This is a genomic window from Paractinoplanes ferrugineus (assembly GCF_016862195.1).
GTDB classification, from domain to species: domain Bacteria; phylum Actinomycetota; class Actinomycetes; order Mycobacteriales; family Micromonosporaceae; genus Actinoplanes; species Actinoplanes ferrugineus.
Genome location: NZ_BOMM01000012.1, coordinates 174,381 through 199,794, shown reverse-complemented (window position 1 = coordinate 199,794; position 25,414 = coordinate 174,381). Strand labels below are relative to the sequence as shown.

Sequence of the window (25,414 nt, the reverse complement as noted above, 5' to 3'; positions counted from 1 at the left end):
GGGCTGGACGCCCGCGAGATAGGGTTCTCGGGTGACCGACCCCGCGCCCGCCCGCCTGGTCGTCCTCGTCTCCGGATCGGGCAGTAACCTGCAGGCCCTCCTCGACGCCGCCGCCGACCCCGCCTATGGTGCGCAGGTCGTCGCGGTCGGGGCCGACCGTGACGGCATCGCCGGACTCGACCGGGCCGCCGCCGCCGGTGTGCCCACCTTCGTCGACTCGGTGAAAGCCTTCGAGACGCGTGACGACTGGGATGCGGCTCTCACCGCCCACGTTGCCGAGCACAAGCCTGATCTGGTCATCTCGGCCGGCTTCCTCAAGCTTGTCGGACAGCGCTTCCTGGCCGCGTTCGGCGACCGCTACATCAACACGCACAACGCGCTGCTGCCGTCTTTCCCGGGCATTCACGGCCCGCGGGACGCCCTCGCCTACGGCGTGAAGATCGCCGGCGCGACCCTCTTCTTCGTGGACGCGGGCGTCGACACCGGCCCGATCGTCGCCCAGGTCAGCGTTCCCGTGCTCGACGACGACACGGAGGAGACGCTCACCGAGCGCATCAAGGTGGCCGAACGGGCCCAGCTCGTCGACTTCGTCGGCCGGCTCGTCCGCGAGGGCTGGACTATCGAGAACAGGAAGGTACGCATTCCATGAGCTCCGACGAGGGCCGCCGCCCACTGAAGCGGGCGCTGCTGAGCGTTTACGACAAGACCGGCCTCGTCGAGCTCGCCCAGGCGCTGCACGCGGCCGGGGTGCAGCTCGTCTCGACCGGTTCGACAGCGGCGACGATCGAGAAGTCCGGCGTGCCGGTGACCAAGGTCGAGGAGCTGACCGGTTTCCCCGAGTGCCTCGACGGCCGGGTCAAGACGCTGCACCCGCGGGTGCACGCGGGCCTGCTCGCCGACCTGCGGCTGCCCGCCCACCAGGAGCAGCTGACCGAGCTCGAGGTGGAGCCGTTCGACCTGCTGGTGAGCAACCTCTACCCGTTCACCCGGACGGTGGCGTCGGGGGCGAGTGTCGACGAGTGCGTCGAGCAGATCGACATCGGCGGCCCGGCGATGGTCCGCGCGGCCGCGAAGAACCACCCGTCGGTCGCGGTGGTCACGTCGGTCGACGCGTACCCGCTGATCCTGACCGCCCTCGACGAGGGCGGTTTCTCGCTGACGCAGCGCAAGCTGCTCGCGGCTCGCGCGTTCGCGGACATCGCGGAGTACGACGTGGCCGTCGCCAACTGGTGTGCGACGACGCTCGCGCCCAGCGAGTGGCCGGAGTTCACCGGGCTGGCGCTGAAGCGGGGCGGCGCCCTGCGTTACGGGGAGAACCCGCACCAGCGAGCCGCCCTCTACCTCGACCCGAACGCGCCGGCCGGCCTCGCCCAGGCCGAGCTCGTGCACGGCGGGGAGCTGTCCTACAACAACTACGTCGACGCGGACGCCGCCTGGCGCAGCGCCAACGACTTCGCCGAGCCGTGCGTGGCGATCATCAAGCACGCCAACCCGTGCGGCATCGCGGTCGGCGCCGACGTGGCCGACGCGCACCGCAAGGCCAACGACTGCGACCCGGTGTCCGCGTTCGGTGGGGTGATCGCGGCCAACCGGGAGGTCACCGAGGCGATGGCCAAGCAGCTCGACGGCATCTTCACCGAGGTGATCGTGGCGCCGTCCTACGAGGCCGGTGCGCTCGAGATCTTCCGGGCCAAGAAGAAGCTGCGTGTGCTGGTCGCGCCGGAGTGGGCCCCGCCGCCCGCCGAGATCAAGCAGGTCGGTGGCGGTGTGCTGGTGCAGACCGCGGACCGGGTGGACGCCCCCGGTGACGACCCGGCCAACTGGGAGCTCGCCACCGGCGCGGCGGCCTCGCCCGAGGTGCTCGCCGACCTCGCCTTCGCGTGGCGGGCGATCCGCAGCGTGAAGAGCAACGCCATCCTGCTCGCGGACGACGGCGCCACGGTCGGTGTCGGCATGGGCCAGGTCAACCGGGTCGACTCCGCGAAGCTGGCGGTCGACCGGGCCGGCGCCGAGCGGGCCAAGGGCAGCGTGGCCGCGTCCGACGCGTTCTTCCCGTTCCCCGACGGTCTCGAGGTGCTGATCGCGGCCGGGATCAGCGCGGTGGTGCAGCCGGGCGGTTCGATCCGCGACAACCTGGTGATCGAGGCCGCCGAGAAGGCCGGCCTGACCGTCTACCTCACCGGCACGCGGCACTTCTACCACTGATGACGAAGCTCTACCACTGATGACGAAGCTCTACCACTGATGACCGAGCACCTCGTTCAGGATCAGACCTTCTCGGGCACCGACTGGGCGCTCGAGGAGGTCTCCGGTGTTCGTTACGAGGACTGTGCCTTCCACGACGTCGACTGGTCGGAGGCGCGGCTGACCGGCTGCGTCTTCACCCACTGCACGTTCGGGAACGTCCGGTTCAACGCCGCCACCCTGGACCGCACGGCGATCATGCAGTCGACTCTGCAACGGTGTTCGTTCTTCGACGCCCGGCTGGTCGGGTGCAAGCTGACCGGCACCCAGTTCGTCGACTGTGGACTGCGGCCGCTCACCGTCGAGGGCGGCGACTGGGGTTTCGTGTCGTTGCGCGGGCAGAACCTGACCGGTGCGAAGCTCGGCGCCCTGCGGATGCGGGAGGCCGACCTGATGGGCGCCGACCTCACCCGGGTCGACCTGCGCGGCGCCGACCTGTCCGCGGCACGCCTCAAGGACGCCGTGCTCAAGGGCTGTGACCTGCGTGGAGCGGACCTGGGCGGGGTCGAGCTGAAGGGCGTCGACCTGACCGGCGCCAAGATCGATCTGGCTCAGGCGGCACTTTTCGCGTCCGCTTACGGGGCGGTCGTTTCCGGATAGGGAGCGCTTGTGACGGCACGGATCCTGGACGGGAAGGCCGCCGCGGCGGCGGTCAAGGAGGACCTGCGGGCTCGGGTCAAGGCGTTGCGCGAGCGGGGTGTGCGGCCGGGGCTCGGGACCGTGCTGGTCGGGGACGATCCCGGCTCGCAGGCCTATGTGGACGGCAAGCACCGGGACTGCGCCGAGGTCGGGATCACCTCGATCCGCCGTGACCTGCCGGCCGACGCCACTCAGGAGCACGTCGAGGCCTTCGTCCGGGAACTCGACGCCGACGCCGACTGCCACGGCTTCATCGTTCAGCTGCCGCTGCCGAGACACCTGGACACCGGCCGGATCCTCGAGCTGATCGACCCCGACAAGGACGCCGACGGCCTGCACCCGGTGAACCTGGGGCGGCTCGTGCTCGGCTTCGACGGTCCGCTGCCGTGCACGCCGCGCGGCATCGTGCACCTGTTGCGTCTCAACGACATCGTGCTCAAGGGCGCCGAGGTCACCGTCGTGGGTCGCGGCACCACCGTGGGCCGCCCGCTCGGCCTGCTGCTCACCCGCCGCTCGGAGAACGCGACCGTCACCCTCTGCCACACCGGCACCCGTGACCTGGCCGCGCACACCCGGCGGGCGGACATCGTCGTCGCCGCGGTCGGGGTGTCCGGCCTGATCACCGCCGACCTGGTGAAGCCGGGAGCGACCGTGGTCGACGTCGGCATCACCCGGGTGGTCGGCGCGGACGGCAGCGGCCGTTACACCGGTGACGTCGACCCGTCGGTCCTCGAGGTCGCCGGCAGCCTCGTCCCGGTGCCCGGCGGGGTGGGCCCGATGACCCGGGCGATGCTGCTGACGAACGTCGTCGAGCGGGCCGAGTGGCTCAGCTCGCGCTGAGGAGACCGGCCGGTAATACGCCGTTAACCGACTGATACGGTCGCGAAAAATCGTCCGAAGACTGGAAGTGGCAGAGCTATGGGCAAGAAGGTAACCGTCGTAGGTGCCGGTTTCTACGGCTCCACGACTGCGCAGCGCCTGGCCGAGTACGACATCTTCGACACCGTGGTGCTCACCGACATCCTCGAGGGCAAGCCGGCCGGCCTCGCGCTCGACCTGAACCAGTCCCGGCCGATCGAGGGCTTCGAGACCAAGGTCGTCGGCGCCTCCACCGGTCCGAACGGTGAGGGTTACGAGGCGATCGAGGGCTCCGACGTCGTCGTGGTCACCGCCGGTCTCCCGCGCAAGCCGGGCATGAGCCGGATGGACCTGCTCGAGGTCAACGCGAAGATCGTGCGCCAGGTCGCCGAGAACATCGCGAAGTATGCCCCGAACGCGGTCGTCATCGTGGTCTCCAACCCGGTCGACGAGATGACCGCGCTCGCGCAGCTCGCCACCCAGTTCCCGAAGAACCGGGTCTTCGGCCAGGCCGGTGTGCTCGACACGGCCCGGTTCACCAACTCGATCGCCGAGACCCTCGCGGTGCCGGTCAAGAGCGTCAAGGCGCTGACCCTGGGCTCGCACGGCGACACCATGGTGCCGGTTCCCTCGCGCTGCACCGTCGACGGCAAGCCGCTCGCCGACCTGCTCCCGGCCGACAAGATCGAGGAGCTCGTCGTGCGCACCCGCAACGGTGGCGCCGAGGTCGTCGCGCTGCTGAAGACCGGTTCGGCGTATTACGCCCCGTCGGCCGCCGCGGCCCGGATGGCCAAGGCCGTCATCGAGGACTCCGGCGAGGTGCTGCCGGTCTGCGCGTGGGTGGAGGGCGAATATGGCATCTCCGGCGTCTACCTCGGCGTCGAGGCGCAGGTCGGCCGGGACGGCATCAAGAAGGTCGTCGAGGAGAAGCTGACCGACACCGAGCTCGCCGGTCTCAAGGAGGCCGCCGAGGCGGTGCGCGCCAAGCAGGCGGACGTCGCCAGCCTCTGATCCCGCACCTGGTGGAAGAGGCCGGGGTCGCCTGGCCTCTTCCGCGTCACGTGGGGTCATGGAACGCGGTGCCCAGATGGGAGACGGCCAGCACGGTGCCGCGGGCGGCCGCCTGGGCCAGAGCCTTGGCCCGGCTTGCTCGGGCCTGCTCGGGATCGGCCTCGGAGACGTAGGCCAACTCGGGGTGCAGGAGCTGGATCGCGTGCACCAGCAGGTCGCCGGCCACGAGCAGACTCTCGCCGGCGTCCTCGACAAGCACCGTCTGATGCCCGGGGGTGTGTCCCGGGGTCGCGACCAGGCGCACGCCCGGACCCAACGGCGCGTCACCGTCGAGCACCTGCAACCGCCCCTGTGCCATCAGCGGCTCGATCAGCCGGTCGTATTGCCCGGTGAAGTCGCGGTTGCCGCGGTAGACGTCGACGTCGGCCTGCTGCACGATCACCCGGGCCCGGGTGAACGGCGAGTCGCCCGGCACGGCCCAGCCCATGTGGTCGTTGTGCAGGTGGGTGAGCACGATCGCGGACACGTCGGCCGCCTGGATGCCGGCCGCGGCGAGCTCGTCGGGCAGGTGGCCGGGCACCGGCGCCCAGTCGGCCGCCAGCGAGCCCGCCGGCCCGATGCCCGCGTCGACGAGCGTGACCGGGCCGCTGTCGCCGACTCGGATGGCATAGCTCCGGTAGCGCAGCCACCACTCGCCACCGGCCCCGCGCGCGGCCGGATCATGGGCGTCGGCGGCCGACCATTGCGCCTCGGTGGCGTCGGGGAAGCACTCCTGCCGCGGGCTCGGGAACGGGCCCTCGGCGTCCTGCAGAGCGGTGACAGTGAGCTGTCCGACCGTGCGCGTCATTGGCATACCCGAAATTCTGCCGGGCCGGCGGCCTTCGGTGCGTGCCCGTTTCCGGGGCTGTGGATAACTCCGGGCGGGGCCTACCGCCGAGGCGATTCGGATAACTCCAGGTCGGGGCCGGTCGACGCGCTGCAACCGGCGGGCAGTACGCTCGTACTGCTAAGCATGTGTTTCGGGAGAGGAGCGCCGGCCGATGGCGAAAATCAAGGTCACCAACCCGGTCGTGGAGCTCGACGGCGACGAGATGACCCGGATCATCTGGAAGCAGATCCGGGAGCAGCTGATCCTGCCCTACCTCGATGTCCCCCTCGAGTACTACGACCTGTCGATCCAGTACCGTGACGAAACCGACGACCAGGTCACGATCGACGCGGCCAACGCCATCAAGCAGCACGGCGTCGGCGTCAAGTGCGCCACCATCACGCCCGACGAGGCGCGGGTGGAGGAGTTCGGCCTCAAGAAGATGTGGCGGTCGCCCAACGGGACCATCCGCAACATCCTCGGCGGCGTCGTCTTCCGCGAGCCGATCATCATGTCGAACGTGCCCCGCCTGGTGCCGGGCTGGACCAAGCCGATCATCATCGGCCGGCACGCCCACGGCGACCAGTACAAGGCGACCGACTTCGTCGCCCCCGGTGCCGGCAAGCTGACCGTCACCTTCACCCCCGAGGACGGCTCGGCGCCGATGGAGTTCCACGTCGCCGACTACCCGGCCGGCGGTGTCGCGATGGCGATGTACAACTTCGACGAGTCGATCCGTGACTTCGCGCGGGCCTCGTTCCGTTACGGCCTGGCCCGCAACTACCCGGTCTACCTGTCGACCAAGAACACGATTCTCAAGGCGTACGACGGCCGCTTCAAGGACCTGTTCGCCGAGATCTTCGAGACCGAGTTCGCCGAGGAGTTCAAGGCGGCCGGCCTCACCTACGAGCACCGCCTGATCGACGACATGGTCGCCGCCGCGATGAAGTGGGAGGGCGGCTACGTCTGGGCATGCAAGAACTACGACGGTGACGTGCAGTCCGACACCGTGGCGCAGGGCTTCGGCTCGCTCGGCCTGATGACGTCGGTCCTGATGACCCCGGACGGCAAGACCGTCGAGGCCGAGGCGGCGCACGGCACTGTCACCCGGCACTACCGCCAGTGGCAGAAGGGCGAGAAGACCTCGACCAACCCGATCGCCTCGATCTTCGCCTGGACCGGTGGCCTCAAGCACCGCGGTGTCCTCGACGGGACCCCGGCGGTCACCGAGTTCGCCGAGACCCTCGAGAAGGTCTGCGTCGAGACCGTCGAGGGCGGTCAGATGACCAAGGACCTCGCGCTGCTCATCGGCCGTGACGCCCCCTGGCTGACCACCGACGAGTTCATGACGGCTCTCGACGAGAACCTGGCTCGTAAGCTCGCCTAGGCACGCTTGCCAGATGGCCGCCGGCTTCGGCCGGCGGCCATCTTTGTGCGAACGCGGCGCCGTGATCCGTCTCCATGGCGCTCATCAGGCGTTGGATCGGGTGGGCCGGAACCGCGAGGACGGCATTGTCAAGCTGCAAAACTATGCAATTGGTCGCATGGTTATGTCCGTAACCGCCGGTTATGGCACTCGTTTTTCCCAGCGAAACGGATGACGGTCGCGGCGCTGCCTGGTATCGAGCACCGATAGCTGCCTTGTCCCGGGCGCCGATCGGTTCCTGGCGGATCAGCCGGACCGTTCGTTCCCTTCCCCTGCGGGGGGCCTTGTCCCGGGCCCCCCGCCCCCCAACTCCTACTGGCCCGTCCGGCCGTCGATGCGTTCCCGCAGGAAGTCGGCATGGCCGTTGTGCCGGGCGTACTCCTCGATCATGTGGACCAGGACCTCCCGCAGGGCCAGCCCGCCCTCGCCCACGTAGCCCAGGTCGTCGATGGTGTCCACGTAGTCCTCGGCGAAGGCGGTCTCGGAGCGCCAGCGCTCGAACGCCTCCCGCACCACCGCGTCGTCCGGGACGGCACCGTCGAAGTCGCCGTCCCGGTTTCCGTCCTCGCGATAGTGCCGGGGGACGTCGAAGCCGGCCAGGTGGATCCGGAACCAGCCCTGCTCCACGCCGGCCATGTGCCGCACCAGACCCAGCAGCGACATCTTCGACGGCTCCACCGCCCGGGCCGCCATCTGGTCCGCGGTCAGGCCGGCGCACTTGAGCTCCAGCGTCAGGCGCTGGTCACGCAGGTAACCGACGAGCGTCTCGCGTTCGCCGGTGAAGCCACCGTCGGTGCGCGGGTCGTCGTCGGGGTGGACGAACATGTTGGACCAGGCGAATCCCATAACTCCGACCTTGTAACAAGGGATGCGCTGAGCGCAACTGCCATCTCGGACGAACTACAACGCCCGCAGCGTCTCGGCGGCCTTCTCGGGGACCACGTCGTTGACGAAAGCACCCATCGCGGATTCGGATCCGGCCAGGTACTTCAGCTTGTCGGCGGCCCGGCGGATGCTGAACAGCTGCAGGTGGAGGTAGCCGAGATCGCGGCCCTCGCCGACGACCGCCTGGTGCCACGCGGAGATGTAGGGCATCGGCTTGCCGAACAGCGCGTCGAAGCGGCGCAGGATGTCGAGGTAGATCGGACCGAACGCGTCCCGCTCCGCGTCCGACAGGGCCGGGATGTCGGCGACCTTGCGGTGCGGGGCGATCTGCACCTCGTACGGCCATCGGGCGGCGGCCGGCACGTAGGCGGTCCAGTGCTCGTTCTCGGCCACGATCCGCACGGCCGCCTTGCGCTCGGCCGCGAGAACGTCCGTGTAGAGGTCTCCGCCGGTGCGGGCGCGGTACCGCAGCGCGGCGTCCATCATCTGCCGGGTGCGCGGCGGAACGGTCGGGTAGGCGTAGATCTGGCCGTGCGGGTGGTGCAGGGTCACGCCGATCTCGACGCCGCGGTTCTCGAACGGGAAGACCTGCGCCACCCCGGGGATGTCGGACATCGCCGAGGTGCGGTCGGCGAGCGCGTCCAGCACCGTACGCACCCGGGCCGGCGACAGCGAGCCGAACGCGCTGTTGTGGTCACTGGTGAAGCAGACCACCTCGCAACGGCCCACCCCCGGGCGGACCGGCACGAGGTCGGTCAGCGAGGTGATCTCGTCGGGCTTGATCCGGTCGCTGAACGACGGGAACTGGTTCTCGAAGACCACCACGTCGTAGTCGGGGGCCGGGATCTCGCTGGCGAACGCCGGGGTCGACGGGCAGAGCGGGCACGCGTCGGTGGGCGGCAGGAACGTCCGCGTCTGGCGGTGTGCCGCGACCGCGACCCACTCGTCGACCAGCGGGTCGTAGCGCAGCTGCGACGCCGGCGGCGGCGGGGGCAGCTCCCGCGTGTCCGGATAGGACGACCGGTGCGAATCGTCGGACTCGTTGAAATAGATCAGCTCACGGCCGTCGGAGAGACGGATCGCGTCGCGGCTCTTGAACGTCACTGCGCGGTCACCACCACGAGTTCGGGCACGGTTTCCTCCAGCAGTGCACGGGCCTGTTGTTCGAGGCCCTCGTCGGTGATGAGTACGTCGGCGCGATCGAGCGGAACGATCGAGGAGATGCCGACCGTGCCCCACTTGGTGTGGTCGGCCAGCACGACGAGGCGTTCGGCCGCCTCGACCAGGGAGCGGTTGACGTCCGCCTCCATCAGATTGGGTGTGGTGTAACCGGCTCGCTCGCTCATTCCGTGCACGCCCAGGAACAGCACGTCGAGGTGCAGCGAGCGGATCGCGGCGACCGCGACGGAGCCGACCAGGGCGTCGGACGGGGTGCGGGTGCCGCCGGTCAGGATCACCGTCTGGTCGGGGCGTCCGGCCCGGTAGAAGACGTCGGCGACCGGGATCGAGTTGGTGACCACGGTCAGGTCGGGCACGTCGACCAGGCGCTGGGCGAGCCCGGCGGTGGTGGTGCCGGCGGACAGCGCGATCGCGTCGCCGGGCGAGACCAGCGCGGCGGCTCGGGCGGCCATGGCGGCCTTCTCCGCGCGCTGCCGGACCGACTTGGCGGCGAATCCCGGTTCATGCGCGGATCCGGGGCTCACCGTGGTGGCGCCGCCGTGTACCTTCGCGAGGAGGCCACGGTCGGCCAGCGCTTCGAGGTCACGGCGGATCGTCATGTCGGAGACGCCATATTCTGCGGCCAGCTCGCTGACCCGGACGCCACCGGCGGCCCGGACCCGGTCGAGGATGGCGGCCTGGCGTTGTTGGGCCAGCATCAGACCGGTTTCTCCGACGAGACCGGTCGCACTGACCAGACCGGTCGCACTGACCAGGCCGGTCGTGCTAAACAAGCCAGTCGCACTATTTCGAACACGCCCGAACACTACCGCGTGATCGGGCGTGAGCGAAAGGGTGACTCTAGATACCCCGGCCACGTTTGTGCAGGGCCGAGAGCACGTTCTCGACCTTCACCGCGCCGGTCATGGCGGCCAGCGCGATCGCCGTGCGCGGCTCTCGCCAGTTGGCCCGCACCGCCTCCTTGCTGAACTTCCACGCCTGGCTGCGGTTGCCGGTCGCGGCCGACCAGCAGGCCAGCTGACCGTAGACGCGGGCCGCCCCGGGCCGGCAACCGCTGATCTCCGGGTGGCGTTGCATCATCCAGCGCAGCGAGGAGATCTTGGTGGCGTACTCGTACGCGTAATGCGAGCTCCGCCCCCACAGCACGCGTACGAGCGGTTCGTCGAGGTGCACGATCGGCGCCCGGCGCGCGGCCCGCAGCAGCAGGTCCCAGTCCTCGTTCTGACTGCCCGGCGCGTCCTCGGCGACCAGGCCGACGGCATCGGCCGCGAACGCGTCCCGGCGGAGCAGGAACGACGACGAGTGCAGCATCGACATCCGGGAGCGGGCCAGCTCGTCGACCGTGACCCGGGCCCGACCGGCCAGCCGGGGCGTGCACTTTCCCTCGAACTCGACCTCGATCGCACACGTGGCCATCTCGGCGTCGGGCTCGGCCGTCAGGGCCGCCACCTGGCGGCGCAGCTTGTCCGGCAGCCAGCTGTCGTCGTCGTCGCAGAACGCCACGTAATCGGTGTCGAGCGCCAGGATGCCGGTGTTGCGGGCGCCGGCCAGCCCGGACGTCCGCCAGTTGGTCAGCACCAGCACCGGCACGCCCTCGGTCGAGGCGAGCAGGTAGTCGGGCTCGGTCTGGTCGTAGACCACCAGGACCTTCAGTGAGCCCGGGTAGTCCTGCTCGCGTACCGCGGCGATGGCCTTGCGAACCAGTTCCGGGCGGTTGCGGGTGGGGATGACGACGCCTACCGACGGCCAGTTCATTGGGCACCCTCTTTGAAGACCGGATATCCGTACGCGTGCAGCATCGGTCCGCAGACGGCGCCGACCAGCCGCCGCTGCCGTGGCGGCAGCGAGCTCACCCAGGCGTCGTCGCGGCGCAGCGGCAGCCGGCCGACGGTGAAGCGCATGGGGTTGCCGGCCGCGCTGTGCCCGGCTTTCAGATCCGCCTGGCCGGGCTGCAGGAAGTCGAGGTCGCCCGGTCCGAGGTCGACGCCGGCGAACGCGGCGATGTTCTCGAGCGCCGCCCGTGGTTCGGCCACGAACTCCTCGTAGCGGATCCGGTGCACCGGCACCCCGCGCCGGGACAGCAGGCCGAACGCGGCGTTGTGCGCGTTCCACAGCAGCGCCGACCGGCCGGGGGAGTAGCGGGTCATCTCGCCGGTGCCGTCGGTCTCGGGTCGCTGCACCGTCTTGGTCCACGAATAGGCGACCCCGCGCGCGTCCCGCACCACGTGCACGACCCGCAGGTCGAGACCGCCGGACCAGCGCAGCACGTGGGCGAGCGCCGAGTGCTTGGACGAGTCGACGACGACCCGGGCGCCGGAGACCTCGGCCGCCGCGGCGTAGACCCGGGTGTAGAAGTCGGCGTACTCGTGCACCTCCTCGGGCGCCTCGACGGCGGTGGCGAGCCGGGGGATGTGCCGGGTGCGCTCGACCGCGTCCCGCAGGTAATGGACCCGGTCGACGTCGACGTTGTGCCAGCCGCCAAAGGCCAGCGCCCCGACCCGCCGCCAGAAGCCGCACACCGAGAACTTGGCGCCGCAGCCGCACCGTTCGTCGTCGCGGATGTCGCGCTGCCAGAGATGGACGACCTCGCCGAGCGCGCACACGCCGGGAAGTTCGCCGAGCAGACGTTCGACGAGCGTCGTTCCGCTTCGCCCTAATCCACCCAGAAATAACACCCGTGCCACTTTGGCCCACCTTCGCTCGTTTCGCTCCCTATAACGAGCGAACAAGTCTGAAGGAGGCGAACGTGTCCATCGAGGCTTTCGACCGGGTCGAACTGGACGGCACCGGCATCGACCGGATCACCGAGGCCGAGGTGGTCGCGGTGGTGCGTGAGGCGCTCGCGCGCGGCCGCGGCGGACGCATCATCACCCCGAACATCGACATCTTGCGGCGCGCGCAACGGGAGGCGGAGGCGCGCGCACATCTCGACGACGCCGACCTGATCGTGGCCGACGGCATGCCGCTGATCTGGGCCAGCCGGCTGGGCGGCACGCCGCTGCCGGAACGGGTGGCCGGCAGCAGCCTGATCTGGTCGCTCTCCGCGGGTGTGGGGCGCGACCGGCGTTCGATCTTCGTGATCGGTGGTTCACCGGCCCACGACGGGGCCGCGCGAGCCGCCGACCGGCTCGCGGCGCGGTGTCCCGGGCTGCGGGTCGCCGGGGCGATCTGTCCGGAATTCGGCTTCGAGCAGAGTCGGGCGACGTACGACCAGGTCTGCGCCCAGGTGGCCGACGCCAAGCCCGACCTCGTCTTCGTCGGTCTCGGGTTCCCCAAGCAGGAACGGATGATCGCCAAGCTGCGGCCGATGCTGCCGAGCAGTTGGTTCATCGGTTGCGGGGCGGCGGTCAACTTCGTGGCCGGCGACCTGGAGCGGGCCCCGCGCTGGATGCAGCGAACCGGTCTGGAGTGGGCGCACCGGCTCGGCACGGAACCGCGTCGGCTGGCCCGTCGGTACCTGCGGCACGACGCCCCGTACGCGCTGCGGCTGCTGGCTCAGGCGCCGGGCCAGCGGGTGCGGGCGCGTTAAACCGTACGCGTGTACTGTCATGCCGGTGAAGTTCGTGGGCCTTCATCACGTGCAGTTGCTGATCCCGTCGGGCGGGGAAGATGACGCCCGGCGGTTCTACGCCGGCGTCCTCGGGATGACCGAACTCGAGAAGCCGACGGTGCTCAAAGCCCGGGGCGGCTGCTGGTTCCGAGGTGGCGGCTGGGAGATCCACCTGGCCCCGGTGCCGAGTTTCGAGCCGGCCCGGCGCGCTCATCCGGGCGTACTCGTGGATGGCCTTGATCTTCTGGCGGAGAAATTGGAAGCCGCCGGCCATCCGGTCGAGTGGGATCCCCACTTCCCCGGACACCGGCGGCTCTATGCCTTCGACGCCCATGGCAACAGGCTGGAGTTCCTGGAACCTACGGATTGAAGTACGGGTCCGTCGCCAGCGCGTGAAAGGCTTTGAAGGCCTGCCGGTCGCCGGTGAGCTGGAACTGCTTGGTGATCGGGTTGCCCTCCGGGTCGGACTCGAAATAGGCGATCGCCTTGATCTGCGGATTGGCCTTGAAGGTCCGTTCGGCGTCGCGCAGCCACGCCGCCCGCCCGGCCGAGCCCCAGGCCTTGGCCACCCCGAACTCGCCGATCACGATCGGCTTGGGGTGCTTCGCGGCGAACTCCAGGAACGGGCCCATGAGTTGCCCGATCGGTTGGAACAGCTCGCCGGCGTAGACGTCCACACAGGTCCAGTCGACCTGATCGTCGCCCGGATAGAAACCGGGTGCGTCGCCGCGGATGAAGCCCTCGGCGGTCGGGCACCACACCCAGGAGGCGTTGTCGGCGTGCTCCTGCTTGAAGATGTTCCGCACATATTTCCAGGCGGCGATGTAGTCGCCGGCGGACCACATGGTGGCCCGCAGGTTGGGCCGGTCCATCTCCCAGCGCATCCGCAGCAGCACCGGTTTGTGGATCTTCCGGATCGCCTTGGCCTGCTTGCGGATCAGATCGTCGTGCTCACCGTCCAGGATGGAGCGGTTGTCGCCGGTGGCCCAGCTGACCATCAGGGTGGCGCCCTGGGCCAGGAACTCCCGGTCCGACGGGGTGCCGACCATCTGCTCGAAGCGGCGGTAGGTGTTGACGATGCTGAGCTTGCGGCCGAGGTCGCTCTCCAGGCTGCCGACCGCGGCGAGCCGGCCGACGTGGGTCAGCTCGTCCGGTTTGATCCAGGCGCCGACGAGCGCGCCCCTCGCCGGGGCGACGACCGGACCGCTCTCGAAGGGGCCGGCGTTGGTCGCCACGGCGGCGGGCCGGCCGGACAGGTCGGGCGACGGGGTGGGCGGCGGCGTCTTGTCGGTGTCCCCGCCCGAACATCCCGCGAGCAGCAGCACCAAGGCGAGGATTAACGCCTTACGCATGGATCCGCCGCGCCGTGTAGAGCACGTTGACCGCATATCCGTCCGTACCGGGCAGCTTGCGCATCGCCGCGTCCGCGACCCGGGCCAGCGGGTTTCCGTGCAGCGACTGCGTGATCATCGAGAAGCCCCGCCGCTCGACCACCTCGAAACCGTGCTTGGCCAGCAGCTTGTCGATCTGCTCATGGGAGAGCTCGGCGAACCACCGGTCGTCGCGGTGCCGGCGCGCCCGCAGATGCCGCAGCGACTCGGCGTTGCCGTGGTTCTCCACCACGAGGATTCCGGCCGCCGGGTTCGGCAGCACCTTCGCGGCGAACGCGAGCGCCCGGTCACGGATGGCTTCGTCCACATTGAGCAGCAGCCGGAACATCGTCACGATCGCCGGGTCGCCGGCCTCGACCGGCTCCGGCACCGGCCCGTCCGCGGGCACCTGGTGCCACTGCGCGTGCGAGCCGACCTCCTCGGCCTTGGCCATCATCTCGGCCGACGTGTCGTAGCCGTGCGCCTCCCGCACCAGTCCGTGCAGGGTGCGGATGGCCCGGCCGGTGCCGCAGGCGAAGTCGTGCTGCACCGGTGCGCGCGGCCCGAACTCGCGCCGCACCAGCGTGCGCAGGTAGTCGCGCTGCCGTTGGTTGATCTGCGAGGCGTAACTGTCCGGCGCGTAGGTGATGGTCTCGTACTTCTCGACCGCCGCGGCGTCCTGGAACACCTTGGTGTAGTCCGTGGTCAACGGGTCCTCCTCATGGATTTGAACGCGACGAGGGTTGGCGCGACGAGGGTTGGCGTGCCGGGGTTCGGCGCGACGAGGGTCGGAAGGCGTCGAGCGCGAGGTGCCGGCGAAACAGCCAAACCCCGGTAAGGAAAGCCGGAATCGAAAGCGCGAGGCCGGCGAGGCCGATCAGGGGGAGTACGCCGAAGCAGCCGAGCGACAGCGACGCGGCCGCCCGGGTGCCCGGCCCGAAGGGGTGCAACCCGAGCGCCCGGCCGACCTGGATCAGCGGCAGCAGGTTGTTGGCGATCATCGCGCAGGCCAGGCCGACGGCCGCGCCGAGCGCCCCGTACCGGGGGATCAGCAGCAGGTCGAGGCCGATCGTGACGACCAGCGCGACCAGCACGTTGGCCAGGTTCCACGAGGTGCGCCCGGCCATCGCGAGCACCATGTCGACCATGCCGCAGCCGGTGGCCACCAGCATGGCCGCCGCCAGCACCCGCACCACGGTCGCGCCGGCGGCGTAGCCGGCGCCGAACAGCCGCAGGTAGAACGGCGCGAGGTGGATCACCAGCAGGCAGATCGGCCAGGCCACGAGCACCAGCCAGCCGGTCGCGGTCTGATAGAGGTGGTTGGCGGCGCGGCGGTCACCGGTGGCGAGCGCCTCGGCGAGCCGGGGCTGCACCGACTGCGAGATCCCCTGGTTGGCGAACTGCACGAGGACCACGAACCGGCCCGCGACGGCGTAGACGGCGGCCGCCGCCAGCCCGCCGAGCGCCGCCACCAGCAGCACGTCCACCCGCTGCAGCGCGAGCTGGGCCACGCTGGCCAGGGCGCGCGGGCCGGTGAACTTCCAGAAATCGCGGCGCAGAGCGCGCTGTTCGGCTTTGCGGGGCGACTCACCCGCCCGATAGACCTTCTTGAGGGCGTACGCCGCCAGCACCGTCACCGGGAGGTAGGGCGCGACCCACGCGAGCGCGACCCAGGGCAGTTCCAGTTGCTGGAAAACCACGGCCGCGGTCGCCAGCAGAAGCAGCTGCAGCCCACTGCGCAGGATCCGGTCGAGCAGCACGGTCGGGCGCATCGCCCGGTACCCGCGGGTGGCGGTGAGCAGGGCGTCGGTCATCGCCTGCAGCGGCAGGAAGACGGCCAGCACGCGGAGGCCGGTCGTGTGCGCGCCGACCACGTGGGCGGCCTCGTGCGCGGTGATCCGGGCGATCGCCGGAGCGGCCACCCACATCGCGGCACCGAGCAGCACCGAAGCCACCAGAACCGGGGTCAGGCCGGTACGCAGGCAGGTGCCGAGCAGGTCGTCCCGCCCGGTCGCGCGCAACCGGGCCGGCCAGTAGACCAGCCCGGTCTGGGTGCCGAGCTTGGCCAGCCCGCCGACGAGCACGAACGCGGCCGTGGCGGCGAAGAACGCGCCGGCCTGCTCGGCCCCGAGGGACCGGGCCACGATCCAGGTGACCGCGACCCCGGTGCCGCCGGCCAGCGCCGAGCCGAGCATGTTGGCCAGCCCGCCGCGCGCGACCCGCTTGGTCTCGCCGCCGGCCCGCTCCAGCAGATCGGTCACGAACGGCGCCAGATCGGCATCCGCCCCAGCCAGGCGGCCAGCGCGTCGTCGTGGGGCAGGTAGTAGTTGGTCAACTCGGTACGCAGGCGCGGGTCCATGTCGGCCTGCCGGGGGCGGGCGTTGTGCCGTTCGAACGGCGGCCGCTCCAGGTAGCTCGGCAGGCCGAGGAACTCGCAGACCTCGTCGTAGACTTCCTCCGGCTCGACGAAGAACCGCTCGCTCTCCACCACGTGGATCCGCTCCCGGCCCACGTGCTGAGCCATCACCCCGAGGTAGCGGGCGTACTCGCCGCGCGCCCGGTAGGCGTGGTGCTGGTGCGCGAAGCTGTAGTACGACGGGTCCTCGGCCAGCCGCTCCTCCTGCCGGTGCAGCCGGGCCGGCTCCAGGGCGAGGGCCGCCCCGAAGTCCCGCTCCGCCTCGTACTCGCGGGCCACCTCGTGGTGGTGCTGCGAGTAGGCCCGCTCGACCGGGTCGCGGACCAGGACGATCAGCTTCGCCTTCGGCAGATCCTGGGCGATCCGGGCCGCGGCCTGCGGGTGGTACATGTAGTACGGGCTCGACTCGAAGGTCTGCGCCTGCACCCCGTACCGTTCGGCGATCCGGTCGCCGCTGCGCACCAGCGGGAAGTGCGCCTTGTACCAGCTCATGCCCCGCTCGTAGGACGTGTCGAAGTAGTGCACGCCCTTGTGCAGCACGGCCTTCAGCACGGTCGGGTGGGCGGCCAGCGCGCGGTACATCGAGGTGGTGCCGCAGCGCTGCCCGCCGCAGATCAGGAACGAGGGCGTCATCCGGCCGGGCGCGGTCAGCCGCCCGTAGGAGCGGGAGCCCAGGTGCACCACCCGTTTCACGCCGGCGGGCATCTTGCGTACGTCCATCTGGTTCAGAGCTCCTCGACCCGGCGGATCAGCACCGGGAGCAGCCAGGTGCCGAGCACGCCCAGGCGGGCGCCGGCCTCCGCCTGGCGGTCGGTCAGGTAGCGGACGGCCAGGTCCACCAGATAGAGCAGGGCGGTCACCTCGCGGGCGTGCGGGGCCACGCCGAACGGCGCCAGCAGTTCGCCGGCCCGCTTGACGGTCTGCTCGACCGCGTCCGCGGCGTCGTCGGTCGCCTGGATCCGCCGCTGCAGCTCGTGGTGGATGGCGTCGAAGCCCATCGGCACCCCGGTCGCGAACCGTTCCCAGTCCCACACCAGCAGCGCGTCGGCGAGGTTCGCCATGTTCCAGGGGGCCCAGTCGCCGTGCCAGGCGCCGAACCGGAACGGGATGTCCCCGGCGTGCTTGACGAGCAGTTCCGCCGCCGAGGCGAGCCCGGCCGCCTCGGCGCGATCGGCGACCGCGGCGAGCCGGGCCCGCGTCTCCTGCCAGTACGAGCTGCCCTGAACCGGCCCGGACGTCACACCGCAGCAGTTGGCGATGTCGAGCATCGCGGTGACGAGGCGGTGCCGGCCGAGCGGCGCCCGGGGCAGCCACACCGGCAGCGCCGACTGGATCAGCACCGGCAGTCCGCGCCAGTCACCGGCGAGCAGCACCCGCGGCACGGTCAGCTTGGTCAGGCCGCAGCTGCCGAGTCGGTCCAGCGCGGCCGTCTCGGCCCGGACCAGTTGCTGGGTGAGCGGACCGGTGCTGAGCTTGCCGAAGCCGAAGGTGTCACCCTCCGGACCGATCAGCTGCAGCACCGGTTTGCGGTTGGCGCGGGCCGGGCCGATGTGGACGCTCACCGACAGTTCGCGGCCGAGTTTCTCGCTCAGGTAGCCGTCGATGCTCGACGAATACGGACCCGTCACCCGCACCCGGTCGCGCAGCAGCACCGCCGACGCCCCGGTGCGCACGGCCGCGACCACCGCGTCCCGTTTCAGCTTCGCGGTCCGCGACTGCGGCTCGGCGTAGCGGCGGACCGCGGCGGCGGCGACCCGGCGTGACCCGGCCGGCACCAGCAGCCGGGGCCGGCGGGCGTCGGGCACCACCAGGTACTCCGCGATCGGGGTGCCGGGTGAACCGTCGGTGCGGCACGGCCAGGGGTACAGGAGGTCGAGCACCTCGGTCAGGTACTGCGTGCGCAGCGCCGCGTCGTCCGCCCTCAGTTCGGCGGGCGCGGTCTTGACCGGACTCATCGAGTTTCATCCCCCTCGGTGGAAGTGCGCTCCGTCGGAGTTCGCTCCAGTGAATTCCGCCACAGCAGCGCGAATGCCAGAACCATGAAGGCCAGCGGGGTGACCAGCGCGTTGTACCAGAGCATTGCCGAGAACGAGGTGACCAAGGCGGCGCTCGCCGCCACCCCGATCGCGCTTCGGTCGCGCCGGAACCGCCACAGCCCGTACAGGAAGAAGCCGAGATAGCCGACCGTGCCGGCCGCCCCGTGCGCATAGAGGAGCTGCCACAGCTGGCCGTTGCCGCCGACGGTGAAGTTGCCGCAGCGTTCGCAGCCGGCGCTCTCACCCACCGTGATCGACTGGCGGCCGCCACGGGTGTTCCGGGTACCGCCGTAACCGATCACCGGCGAGCTGGTGAAGCCGTCGATCGCGCGGTCGATCAGGAACGAGCGGACGCCGTTGGACTTGCCGTTGTCGAGGCGGGCGCTGACCACCCCGCCCAGTGGGGTGGCGACGACGGCGAAGGTGAGCATCGCGCCGGCCACCGCCACCACCCCGATGATCCACAGCTTGCCGGCCAGCACGTACCGGACGGCGACGTAGAGCACCAGGACGCCGATGCCGATCCACAGTCCGCGGTTGAGACTCACCACGGCCGGCACGATCGACGCGAGCAGGCAGATGATCGCGAGGGTCCGGTGCCGGCCCCGGCCGCTCCGCCAGGCGGCCACCACCAGGAAGCCGACAAGCAGGCAGAAGTTGTTGCCCCAGGTGTTGGTGTAGCCCCAGGGCGCGGCCGGGCGGGGTTTCGCCCCGCCGACGATGTCCATGATCTGCGCGGCGTAGGGGTGCACCAGGGACTGCACGAAACCCTTGCCGCGGATGCCCGGCGGCAGCAGCATCTCGACCGGCGAGGTGAACTGGAAGTGCCCCGCCATCATGCCGAGGAAGCCACCGGCCACCGTCACCACGAACAGCCAGCCGAGATATCGGACCAGCTTGGCCTTGGGCAGCTCGCGTTCGGTCAGGTTGCCCGCGTAGATCAGCAGCACCGTGATCGACAGGTACATGGCCAGCTTGTAGGCGACCGCGGGCAGTCGCCCGCTGCCGTGCTCGGGGAGCGTGCCGACCGGGTCGACGCCGAGCGCGCCGATGCTCACCACGACCGCCATGAGGAAGAGCGCCCACCACCCGAAACCCGGTGGCAGCAGCAGCGGCCGGCCGGCGACCCGCCGCCGCAGGAGCAGGAACAGCATGGGTACGGCCATCCCGGCGAAGATCAGTACGCCCAGTCCGAGCGCCCACCACAGCGGATAGAGCGTCAGGATGCTCGCCACCGGCCAGGCCGGAAGAGTGGTGATCTTGGGCGGGCTGTGGGCCGGGCCGCCGGTCCGTACGGTGGCCGGGGCTGCCAGGGTCACGTCTGGTCGCCGTCCGTGGCCGTACCGTCCTTACGCGTACCCTCCTTGACCAGGCCCGACATGTCGATCACCGCAGTGATCTCGTCGGCCGATGCGGCCGTGCGTGGCCGTACCTGCGGTTTCTCGGTGGTCTTCGCGTTCGCGGCGGCGAGCGCGGCGGCCCTCGCCGTGCGGTCCGCCTTCTCGGCCGCCGACATCGTGTTCGTCGGGAAGCGCACCGGCTCGGTCAGCTCGCTGTCCAGCACCGGGCCGCCGAGCTCGATCGGCTTGTCCTTGGCCCCGGCCGGCGAGGGCGCGAGCGTCACCGCCGGCCCGCTCGCCTCGGCGGTCCGCAGACCGGACAGCCGCGGCATCACCACGGCCCCCAGCAGCGGCGTGCCCACCCGCTGGAGCTGCTCGGTCGCGTCCAGCAGGGCGGGCCGGCGCGACTTGCGCAGCTCGACCGCGAGCAACGCGGCGTCGGACAGGCTCGCCAGCCCCTGCGCGTCGGCGCCGGTGCTTGTCGACGGCGCCTCGATGATGATGTAGCCGCCCTGCCGGCGCAGCGTCTCCAGCGTGTCCTTGAGTCGCTGGGACTGCATCAGGCCGGCCGCGGTGGCGGCACCACCCGTCGTGATCACCCGCAGCGACGGGATGCGCGGGGTGCGCTGGATCGCCCGGGCCAGGCCGACCCGGCCGGCGAGCAGATCGGACAGGCCCGGGGTGGCCGAGACGCCGAGCATCCGGGCCAGCGGGGCCGCGTCCACCACGCTGTCCGGCAGGTGGGCGCCGATCAGCACCACGTCACTGCCGGTGCGGGCGAGCGCGGCGGCCAGGTTGGCGGCGACCAGGGTGGCGGCCGACCCGCGGCTCGCGCCGGTCACCACGATCACCTGATCACTGGGGCGAAGCGTCGCGAGGATCTCGTTGCGCAGCCGGTTGAAGATCCGGCCACCCGCCCCGTACGGCTGCAGGACGTCGTCGAAGTGCGGGGTGGTGCGCTCGTCCAGGGTGGCGAGGACGTTGACGCGGCCCCGGTCGCGCACGTCGGCGGCCGAACGCAGGCGCCGGTCGAACCGTTCCCGCACGAACGCGAGAGCGATGCCGAGCAGCAGGCCGATCATGCCGCCGGTGGCCACGTTGATCATGCCGTTCGGGCTGACCGGAGTGTCCGGCAGGCGGGCGTCGCTGATGATGCTGCCGGCCCCGACAGTGGTCGTGGTCAGCTCGTTGAGCCGGCCGGTGAGTCCGTTGAGCTGGTTCTGCGAGTTGTTGCGCAGGCTCTGCAGGTTGCTCTCGTCCGGGCTGCCCCGGAGCGCCCGCGACAGCCGGGCGTTGATCCCGGTAAGCGTCGTGGTGAGCTGCTTGATCTTCGCGGTGAGCGTCTTGATCTGCTGATCGAGGCCGTTCTGCGCGGTCTCCTCGCGGTTCCGCAGGTAGGCCTCGGCGAACGAGTGCGCCCCGGCCTGGGCCTCCTGCGGCGAGCCGGCCTTGAACGTGATCACCAGGACGGTGGTGTTCGCCGGGACCTCGACCGACACGTCCTTGGCCAGCTCGAGCGGCGAACGGGGGGTGCGCAGCAGGGCCTGGGCCTTGGCCGCGACCGCGCCCGAGCCGACCAGCTGGGCCTCGGTGTCCAGGTTGACGGCACCCTTGGTCCGGCCGCCCTGCGCGTTGGTGTCCTGGTCGATGGCCTGCACGAGGACGGCGGCCGACGACTGGTAGACCTTGGGCATGGCGCGGGTCAGCGCTGCCCCCGCACCCAGTCCCGCGCCTGTCGCGATCAGCGCGATCCACCAGTGACGGCGGAACACGCCGAGGTATTGCGAGACATCCGCTGGGCGGGACGCTTCCATCTGTCGGCGGACCTTCCGGGGTGAGTGAGACGCTGGTCATGGGCGATTTGCCCCCAGGGAGGTAAACGTCTCAACTCCGCCTTCGTGATGGGTTTACGCCAGTTTCGGCTCCACCCAGCCGTTCTCCACGAGGTCGGCGAGCACGACCCCGATCGCCTCGGAGACGGTCATCGTGGTGGTGTCGACCGTCAATTCGGCGTCGGCCGGCGTCTCGTACGGGTCGTCGATGCCGGTCATCCCACGCAGCTGGCCGGCGCGGGCCCGGGCGTAGAGGCCCTTGCGGTCACGCTGCTCGCACACCTCCAGCGGGGTGGCCACGTGCACCAGCACGAAACCGGCGCCGGCCTCGCTGGCCATCGCCCGGACGGCCGCGCGGGCCGCCTCGTACGGCGCGATCGGGCACGCCACCGCCATGCCGCGATGCCTGCCGATCTCGGCGGCGACCCAGCCGATCCGGCGTACGTTGCGGTCCCGGTCGGCCTTGCTGAAGCCCAGCCCCGCGGAGAGCTCGCGCCGCACCACGTCACCGTCGAGCAGGGTGACCGTGCGGTCGCCGGACTCGCGCAGCGAGTCGGCCAGGCCGCGGGCGATGGTCGATTTACCGGAGCCGGAGAGGCCGGTGAAGAACACGACCAGGCCGCGGTGCCGGCGCGGCGGCCGGGCCCGCACCAGTTCCTTGGCCACCGCCGGGGGCGTGTGCCACTCGGGCAGCGGGAAACCGCGGTCGAGCAGGTCGTCGATCTCGGCCGGGGCCATCGCCAGGCGACGGTTGCGCGGCGGGATGTCGTCGCGCCAGCGCCATTGACCGTCCCGGTTGTCGTAGGCCAGCTCGCGTGGCACCAGCACACGCAGGCCGCCGCCGGAGAGCGTGCCGCCGGTGGAGAGCACGTGGGTCACGCCGTAGGAAGCGGCGACTTTGGACCGCAGCATCGCGTCGCGCAACTCGTCGCCCCGGTTGAGCAGCGGCAGCGCCACGATCGTCGCCGGTGGCAGCCGGTCGCGGGCCGCGAAGATCGCTCGCACCAGCGCCTCGGTCGGCAGGCCGTCCGGCCCGGGGCCGCTCACCGGGATCAGGATCAGCAGGTGGGCGGCGAGTGTGCGGGCCGCGTGGGCGATCTGCGCCAGCTGCGGGCGGTGCAGCGGCCGGTCGGCGATCACGCCGAGCACCCGGCCCGGGGGCAGCAGCGCCCGGACCTCGGCCGGCGTGCGTCGCAGCCGCTGGAAGGTGTGCCGGCCGCCGTCGCCCATCGCGCGCACCGTGCCGCCCACGCCGTAGCTGCGCTCGCCGCTCGGCCAGGCGTCGGTGACCTCCAGGGCGGCGACCGGCGCGCCCTCCGGGTCGGTCAGGATTATCGTGCGGCGCAGCGGATCGGCCAGCACCAATTCGCTCGCCAGCTCGGCGGGCACGGCGAGCGTCACCGCGGCCGGCCACTGGGTGCCGTCGGCGAGCCGTCCGCGGCGGCGCAGGGCGTCGAGATCGGCCCGGCCCAGGAACCCGGTCAGCGGTGCGTAGGCGCCGCTGAGCAGCAGTTCCAGATCAGCGAGCTCGTGCGGGTTGGGCGTGTATGACGGCGCGTCGCGCAGCACGTCTTCGGGAAGCACCGAACCATTCACCTTTGCATCCCCCTGCGGCCGACTAGGGAGACAGTTTTGCAGCCCGGCCGGTCGTGGTCGAGGCGGGGTGGAGCGGTATTCCGGTCTACATTTCCGGCACCGAGGATTGGACAAAACGTACCTTTGTCATAATACTGGCACCTCGTGAACCGTCCGCGCCGCTTCCGGCTCCTCAACTTCGCTGCCGTGCCCGGGGCTTTCGTGCTCTCCGTCGTGACCACACTGGCCTGGACCGGCGGCGGCGGGCCGGTCGACCAGGCCGGGCCGGTCGACCAGGTCGAGCCGTCGCTCAGCACGGCCGCCGACCCCACCGTCGCCCGGCCGGTGATCGCCGCCCGTGCGTTCCCGGTGCCCGACGCCCCCCGGCGAGGTGTGGAGTCCCTCCGCCGGCCCGCGTCACCGAGCCCGACGACCCCCAGCGAACCGGCAGTCGTCGGGTCGGTGCCGGTCAGCCCGGACACCTCAGCGCAGCCCGACACGGCCTCGCCGCGCGCCGCCGCCCCCGGCCTGGTCCCCGACGCGGACGCCAAGGGCGGCCGCTGTCGCACCGGACGCCTGCTGATCCCCACCTGCAACGTGCTGTGGGGCGTCGCGCCCGGAGCGCACACCCAGAGTCGCGGCGTCCAGGCACTGGCCGCGTTCGAGCGCAAGACCGGGCGCACCCAGGCGATCTACCACGCCTATCACGGCGGGATCCGGCAGCTGTTCCCGACCGAGCAGGAGATCGCGATCTCCCGGCAGCCGGGGCGCAACCGCATCCTGTTCCTCAACTGGAAACCCGAGTCCGCCTCCTGGGCCGCCATCGCCCGCGGCGACAAGGGCACCGACGCGTTCCTCGACCGGCTCGCCGTACACATCAAGAAGACCTATCCCGAGAAGTTCTTCTTCGCCGTGCATCACGAGGGCGAGAACGACGTACGGGAGAAGGCCGGGTCCGGCTACACCGCGCGCGACTACGCGGCCATGTACCGGCACGTGATCAAACGACTGCGCGCCCACGGGGTCGACAACATCGTCAGCGTGCTGGTGCACATGGCGTACGTGAAGCACGCGACCCAGAGCTGGTTCAACCACATGTACCCCGGCGACGACGTGGTCGACTGGATCGGCTTCGACACGTACGCCTACAGCGACCCCGGCTACGGCCACGGTGACTTCGCCCAGATCTTCAACCGCCGCATCGGCGACTGGCCCGGCTTCTACAACTGGGCCCTGACCCGGCACCCCGGCAAGCCTCTCATGATCGCCGAGTGGGGCGTCTGGTCGTCCAAACGCAACACCGGCTACAAGGTCGACTTCTACCGCCAGCTCGGCCAGGAGATCCGCCGGTTCCCGAAGGTCCGCGCGATGGTCCAGTTCGAGACCCCGCACAACCAGAAGGGCCAGGACTCCTCCGTCGACAGCACGCCGGCGGCGCTGCAGGCCTACCGCAACCTCGGCAAGTTGCCCATTTTCCAGGTAGCCGTCGCGCCCTAGAGTTCTCCTGGTGAACCTTCTGGTCGCCGCCGGCGCCGTGTTCCGGGACGCCGGCGGCCGCATCATGATGGTGCGGACGAGCTACAAGGACGCCTGGGAGATCCCCGGCGGCATGGTCGAGGACGGCGAGACGCCGTCCGCTGCCTGCGAACGCGAAGTGCGTGAAGAGCTGGGCCTGGAGATCTCGGTCGGCCAGGCGCTGATCGTCGACTGGGCCCCGCACCCCACCCAGGGCGACAAACTGCTGTTCGTCTTTGACGGCGGCACCCTTACCGAGGCCCAGCACAGCCAGATCGAATTCCTTGACGGCGAAATCCTGGAGTACGCCTACGTCGAGCCGGCCCGCCTGACCGACTACACCCTGGACCGCCTGGCCCACCGCCTCCAGGCCGTCATCCCCGGCCGGACCCGTTACCTGGAGAACGGCCGCCCGCCCGAGGCCGATCCGCGCCCCCGATCACCCGGAACGACGCCGTGATCGCGAGAACGCCGAGCAGGTCGCGGACCCGGGCGACATGGTCCCGGATCCGCCGGTCCCGGGCCCGCAGATACATCGCCGACTCGGAGGGCAACCGCGCGGCCGGCGAGACGTCACCCACGAACATCACGTCGAGTGACCAGTCACATGACATCGCCCGGGGAAACCGGAAGGTGCGAGCGCAACTTCCCTGAAGAAGGGGCCTCCGTG

At 70.7% G+C, this 25,414-nt stretch carries 24 protein-coding genes; 10 read left to right on the top strand and 14 right to left on the bottom strand.

Features of this window, described 5'->3' with window-relative positions; all coding sequences use genetic code 11:
* Positions 1–31 precede the first annotated feature (31 nt).
* The 5 genes from purN to mdh all read left to right on the top strand — a co-directional run bounded on the left by purN (position 32) and on the right by mdh (position 4,752).
* Positions 32–649: a phosphoribosylglycinamide formyltransferase gene (gene purN, locus Afe05nite_RS08805; RefSeq protein WP_203816488.1), complete on the top strand. Its 618-nt coding sequence runs from the start codon at positions 32–34 to the stop codon at positions 647–649.
* Positions 646–2,205: a bifunctional phosphoribosylaminoimidazolecarboxamide formyltransferase/IMP cyclohydrolase gene (gene purH, locus Afe05nite_RS08800; RefSeq protein WP_203816487.1), complete on the top strand. Its 1,560-nt coding sequence runs from the start codon at positions 646–648 to the stop codon at positions 2,203–2,205. The genes purN and purH overlap by 4 nt, the downstream gene beginning before the upstream one ends.
* Positions 2,206–2,244: 39 nt before the next feature.
* Complete coding sequence (locus Afe05nite_RS44495; RefSeq protein WP_203816486.1) at positions 2,245–2,844, top strand: pentapeptide repeat-containing protein; 600 nt, start codon at positions 2,245–2,247, stop codon at positions 2,842–2,844.
* A 9-nt stretch (positions 2,845–2,853) separates the two neighbouring features.
* Positions 2,854–3,723 (top strand): bifunctional methylenetetrahydrofolate dehydrogenase/methenyltetrahydrofolate cyclohydrolase, encoded by an 870-nt coding sequence (locus tag Afe05nite_RS08790; protein ID WP_203816485.1) that lies wholly within the window; start codon positions 2,854–2,856, stop codon positions 3,721–3,723.
* A gap of 78 nt (positions 3,724–3,801) precedes the next feature.
* Positions 3,802–4,752 carry a malate dehydrogenase gene (gene mdh, locus Afe05nite_RS08785; protein ID WP_203816484.1) on the top strand — a complete coding sequence of 317 codons (951 nt, stop codon included), beginning with the start codon at positions 3,802–3,804 and terminating at the stop codon, positions 4,750–4,752.
* Between the two features lie 46 nt (positions 4,753–4,798).
* Here mdh and Afe05nite_RS08780 read toward each other — a convergent pair whose 3' ends face one another.
* Positions 4,799–5,599 carry an MBL fold metallo-hydrolase gene (locus Afe05nite_RS08780; protein ID WP_239117660.1) on the bottom strand — a complete coding sequence of 267 codons (801 nt, stop codon included), beginning with the start codon at positions 5,597–5,599 and terminating at the stop codon, positions 4,799–4,801.
* A 193-nt stretch (positions 5,600–5,792) separates the two neighbouring features.
* Here Afe05nite_RS08780 and Afe05nite_RS08775 point away from each other — a divergent pair, with 193 nt between their 5' ends.
* Positions 5,793–7,007, top strand: coding sequence for an NADP-dependent isocitrate dehydrogenase (locus Afe05nite_RS08775; RefSeq protein ID WP_203816482.1), 1,215 nt, complete (start codon positions 5,793–5,795; stop codon positions 7,005–7,007).
* Positions 7,008–7,358: 351 nt separating this feature from the next.
* Here Afe05nite_RS08775 and Afe05nite_RS08770 read toward each other — a convergent pair whose 3' ends face one another.
* The 5 genes from Afe05nite_RS08770 to Afe05nite_RS08750 form a co-directional block, all read right to left on the bottom strand.
* Positions 7,359–7,892 carry a DinB family protein gene (locus Afe05nite_RS08770; protein WP_203816481.1) on the bottom strand — a complete coding sequence of 178 codons (534 nt, stop codon included), beginning with the start codon at positions 7,890–7,892 and terminating at the stop codon, positions 7,359–7,361.
* Between the two features lie 54 nt (positions 7,893–7,946).
* Complete coding sequence (gene galT, locus Afe05nite_RS08765) at positions 7,947–9,035, bottom strand: galactose-1-phosphate uridylyltransferase (protein ID WP_203816480.1); 1,089 nt, start codon at positions 9,033–9,035, stop codon at positions 7,947–7,949.
* Positions 9,032–9,808 (bottom strand): DeoR/GlpR family DNA-binding transcription regulator, encoded by a 777-nt coding sequence (locus Afe05nite_RS08760; RefSeq protein ID WP_203816626.1) that lies wholly within the window; start codon positions 9,806–9,808, stop codon positions 9,032–9,034. The genes galT and Afe05nite_RS08760 overlap by 4 nt, the downstream gene beginning before the upstream one ends.
* 142 nt (positions 9,809–9,950) lie before the next feature.
* The gene (locus Afe05nite_RS08755) at positions 9,951–10,865 is read right to left on the bottom strand and encodes a glycosyltransferase family A protein (RefSeq protein WP_203816479.1); all 915 of its coding nucleotides are present in this window, start codon (positions 10,863–10,865) and stop codon (positions 9,951–9,953) included.
* Positions 10,862–11,794: a sulfotransferase family protein gene (locus tag Afe05nite_RS08750; protein ID WP_203816478.1), complete on the bottom strand. Its 933-nt coding sequence runs from the start codon at positions 11,792–11,794 to the stop codon at positions 10,862–10,864. The genes Afe05nite_RS08755 and Afe05nite_RS08750 overlap by 4 nt, the downstream gene beginning before the upstream one ends.
* Positions 11,795–11,856: 62 nt before the next feature.
* On the opposite strand from Afe05nite_RS08750, the gene Afe05nite_RS08745 reads away from it, so the two are divergent.
* The gene (locus Afe05nite_RS08745) at positions 11,857–12,639 is read left to right on the top strand and encodes a WecB/TagA/CpsF family glycosyltransferase (RefSeq protein WP_203816477.1); all 783 of its coding nucleotides are present in this window, start codon (positions 11,857–11,859) and stop codon (positions 12,637–12,639) included.
* 19 nt (positions 12,640–12,658) lie between these two features.
* On the top strand, positions 12,659–13,030 hold the full coding sequence (locus Afe05nite_RS08740) for a VOC family protein (RefSeq protein WP_203816476.1): 372 nt from the start codon (positions 12,659–12,661) through the stop codon (positions 13,028–13,030).
* Here Afe05nite_RS08740 and Afe05nite_RS08735 read toward each other — a convergent pair.
* The 8 genes from Afe05nite_RS08735 to cysC form a co-directional block, all read right to left on the bottom strand.
* Positions 13,020–14,012 carry a glycoside hydrolase family 26 protein gene (locus Afe05nite_RS08735; RefSeq protein ID WP_203816475.1) on the bottom strand — a complete coding sequence of 331 codons (993 nt, stop codon included), beginning with the start codon at positions 14,010–14,012 and terminating at the stop codon, positions 13,020–13,022. The genes Afe05nite_RS08740 and Afe05nite_RS08735 overlap by 11 nt on opposite strands.
* Positions 14,005–14,739, bottom strand: a complete 735-nt coding sequence (locus tag Afe05nite_RS08730; protein WP_203816474.1) for a methyltransferase domain-containing protein — start codon at positions 14,737–14,739, stop codon at positions 14,005–14,007. Before Afe05nite_RS08730 ends, Afe05nite_RS08735 begins: the two co-directional genes overlap by 8 nt.
* Positions 14,740–14,749: 10 nt before the next feature.
* Entirely contained in the window at positions 14,750–16,291 is a 1,542-nt protein-coding gene (locus Afe05nite_RS08725; RefSeq protein WP_239117659.1) for a lipopolysaccharide biosynthesis protein, read from the bottom strand.
* Positions 16,288–17,166, bottom strand: coding sequence for a sulfotransferase family protein (locus Afe05nite_RS08720; protein ID WP_203816473.1), 879 nt, complete (start codon positions 17,164–17,166; stop codon positions 16,288–16,290). Before Afe05nite_RS08720 ends, Afe05nite_RS08725 begins: the two co-directional genes overlap by 4 nt.
* Positions 17,167–17,171: 5 nt before the next feature.
* The gene (locus Afe05nite_RS08715; protein WP_203816472.1) at positions 17,172–18,401 is read right to left on the bottom strand and encodes a hypothetical protein; all 1,230 of its coding nucleotides are present in this window, start codon (positions 18,399–18,401) and stop codon (positions 17,172–17,174) included.
* The gene (locus Afe05nite_RS08710; RefSeq protein ID WP_239117658.1) at positions 18,398–19,801 is read right to left on the bottom strand and encodes a hypothetical protein; all 1,404 of its coding nucleotides are present in this window, start codon (positions 19,799–19,801) and stop codon (positions 18,398–18,400) included. The genes Afe05nite_RS08715 and Afe05nite_RS08710 overlap by 4 nt, the downstream gene beginning before the upstream one ends.
* On the bottom strand, positions 19,798–21,636 hold the full coding sequence (locus tag Afe05nite_RS08705; RefSeq protein WP_203816471.1) for a Wzz/FepE/Etk N-terminal domain-containing protein: 1,839 nt from the start codon (positions 21,634–21,636) through the stop codon (positions 19,798–19,800). The genes Afe05nite_RS08710 and Afe05nite_RS08705 overlap by 4 nt, the downstream gene beginning before the upstream one ends.
* Positions 21,637–21,729: 93 nt before the next feature.
* Positions 21,730–23,238, bottom strand: coding sequence for an adenylyl-sulfate kinase (gene cysC, locus Afe05nite_RS08700; protein WP_239117657.1), 1,509 nt, complete (start codon positions 23,236–23,238; stop codon positions 21,730–21,732).
* A gap of 156 nt (positions 23,239–23,394) precedes the next feature.
* Between cysC and Afe05nite_RS08695 the strand changes: the two genes are divergently transcribed.
* The gene (locus Afe05nite_RS08695; RefSeq protein WP_203816469.1) at positions 23,395–24,726 is read left to right on the top strand and encodes a glycosyl hydrolase; all 1,332 of its coding nucleotides are present in this window, start codon (positions 23,395–23,397) and stop codon (positions 24,724–24,726) included.
* Positions 24,727–24,736: 10 nt separating this feature from the next.
* Complete coding sequence (locus Afe05nite_RS08690; protein WP_239117656.1) at positions 24,737–25,204, top strand: NUDIX domain-containing protein; 468 nt, start codon at positions 24,737–24,739, stop codon at positions 25,202–25,204.
* Positions 25,205–25,414 lie beyond the last annotated feature (210 nt).

What these genes read in the sequence shown, in the direction of transcription:
- Afe05nite_RS08720 (WP_203816473.1), bottom strand. Translation starts at nt 17,166, where the DNA reads ATGGACGTACGCAAGATGCCCGCCGGCGTGAAACGGGTGGTGCACCTG.
- Afe05nite_RS08715 (WP_203816472.1), bottom strand. Translation starts at nt 18,401, where the DNA reads ATGAGTCCGGTCAAGACCGCGCCCGCCGAACTGAGGGCGGACGACGCG.
- Afe05nite_RS08735 (WP_203816475.1), bottom strand. Translation starts at nt 14,012, where the DNA reads ATGCGTAAGGCGTTAATCCTCGCCTTGGTGCTGCTGCTCGCGGGATGT.
- Afe05nite_RS08755 (WP_203816479.1), bottom strand. Translation starts at nt 10,865, where the DNA reads ATGAACTGGCCGTCGGTAGGCGTCGTCATCCCCACCCGCAACCGCCCG.
- Afe05nite_RS08780 (WP_239117660.1), bottom strand. Translation starts at nt 5,599, where the DNA reads ATGACGCGCACGGTCGGACAGCTCACTGTCACCGCTCTGCAGGACGCC.
- Afe05nite_RS08740 (WP_203816476.1), top strand. Translation starts at nt 12,659, where the DNA reads ATGCCGGTGAAGTTCGTGGGCCTTCATCACGTGCAGTTGCTGATCCCG.
- Afe05nite_RS08705 (WP_203816471.1), bottom strand. Translation starts at nt 21,636, where the DNA reads ATGGAAGCGTCCCGCCCAGCGGATGTCTCGCAATACCTCGGCGTGTTC.
- Afe05nite_RS08760 (WP_203816626.1), bottom strand. Translation starts at nt 9,808, where the DNA reads ATGCTGGCCCAACAACGCCAGGCCGCCATCCTCGACCGGGTCCGGGCC.
- Afe05nite_RS08775 (WP_203816482.1), top strand. Translation starts at nt 5,793, where the DNA reads ATGGCGAAAATCAAGGTCACCAACCCGGTCGTGGAGCTCGACGGCGAC.
- purH (WP_203816487.1), top strand. Translation starts at nt 646, where the DNA reads ATGAGCTCCGACGAGGGCCGCCGCCCACTGAAGCGGGCGCTGCTGAGC.
- Afe05nite_RS44495 (WP_203816486.1), top strand. Translation starts at nt 2,245, where the DNA reads ATGACCGAGCACCTCGTTCAGGATCAGACCTTCTCGGGCACCGACTGG.
- mdh (WP_203816484.1), top strand. Translation starts at nt 3,802, where the DNA reads ATGGGCAAGAAGGTAACCGTCGTAGGTGCCGGTTTCTACGGCTCCACG.
- Afe05nite_RS08770 (WP_203816481.1), bottom strand. Translation starts at nt 7,892, where the DNA reads ATGGGATTCGCCTGGTCCAACATGTTCGTCCACCCCGACGACGACCCG.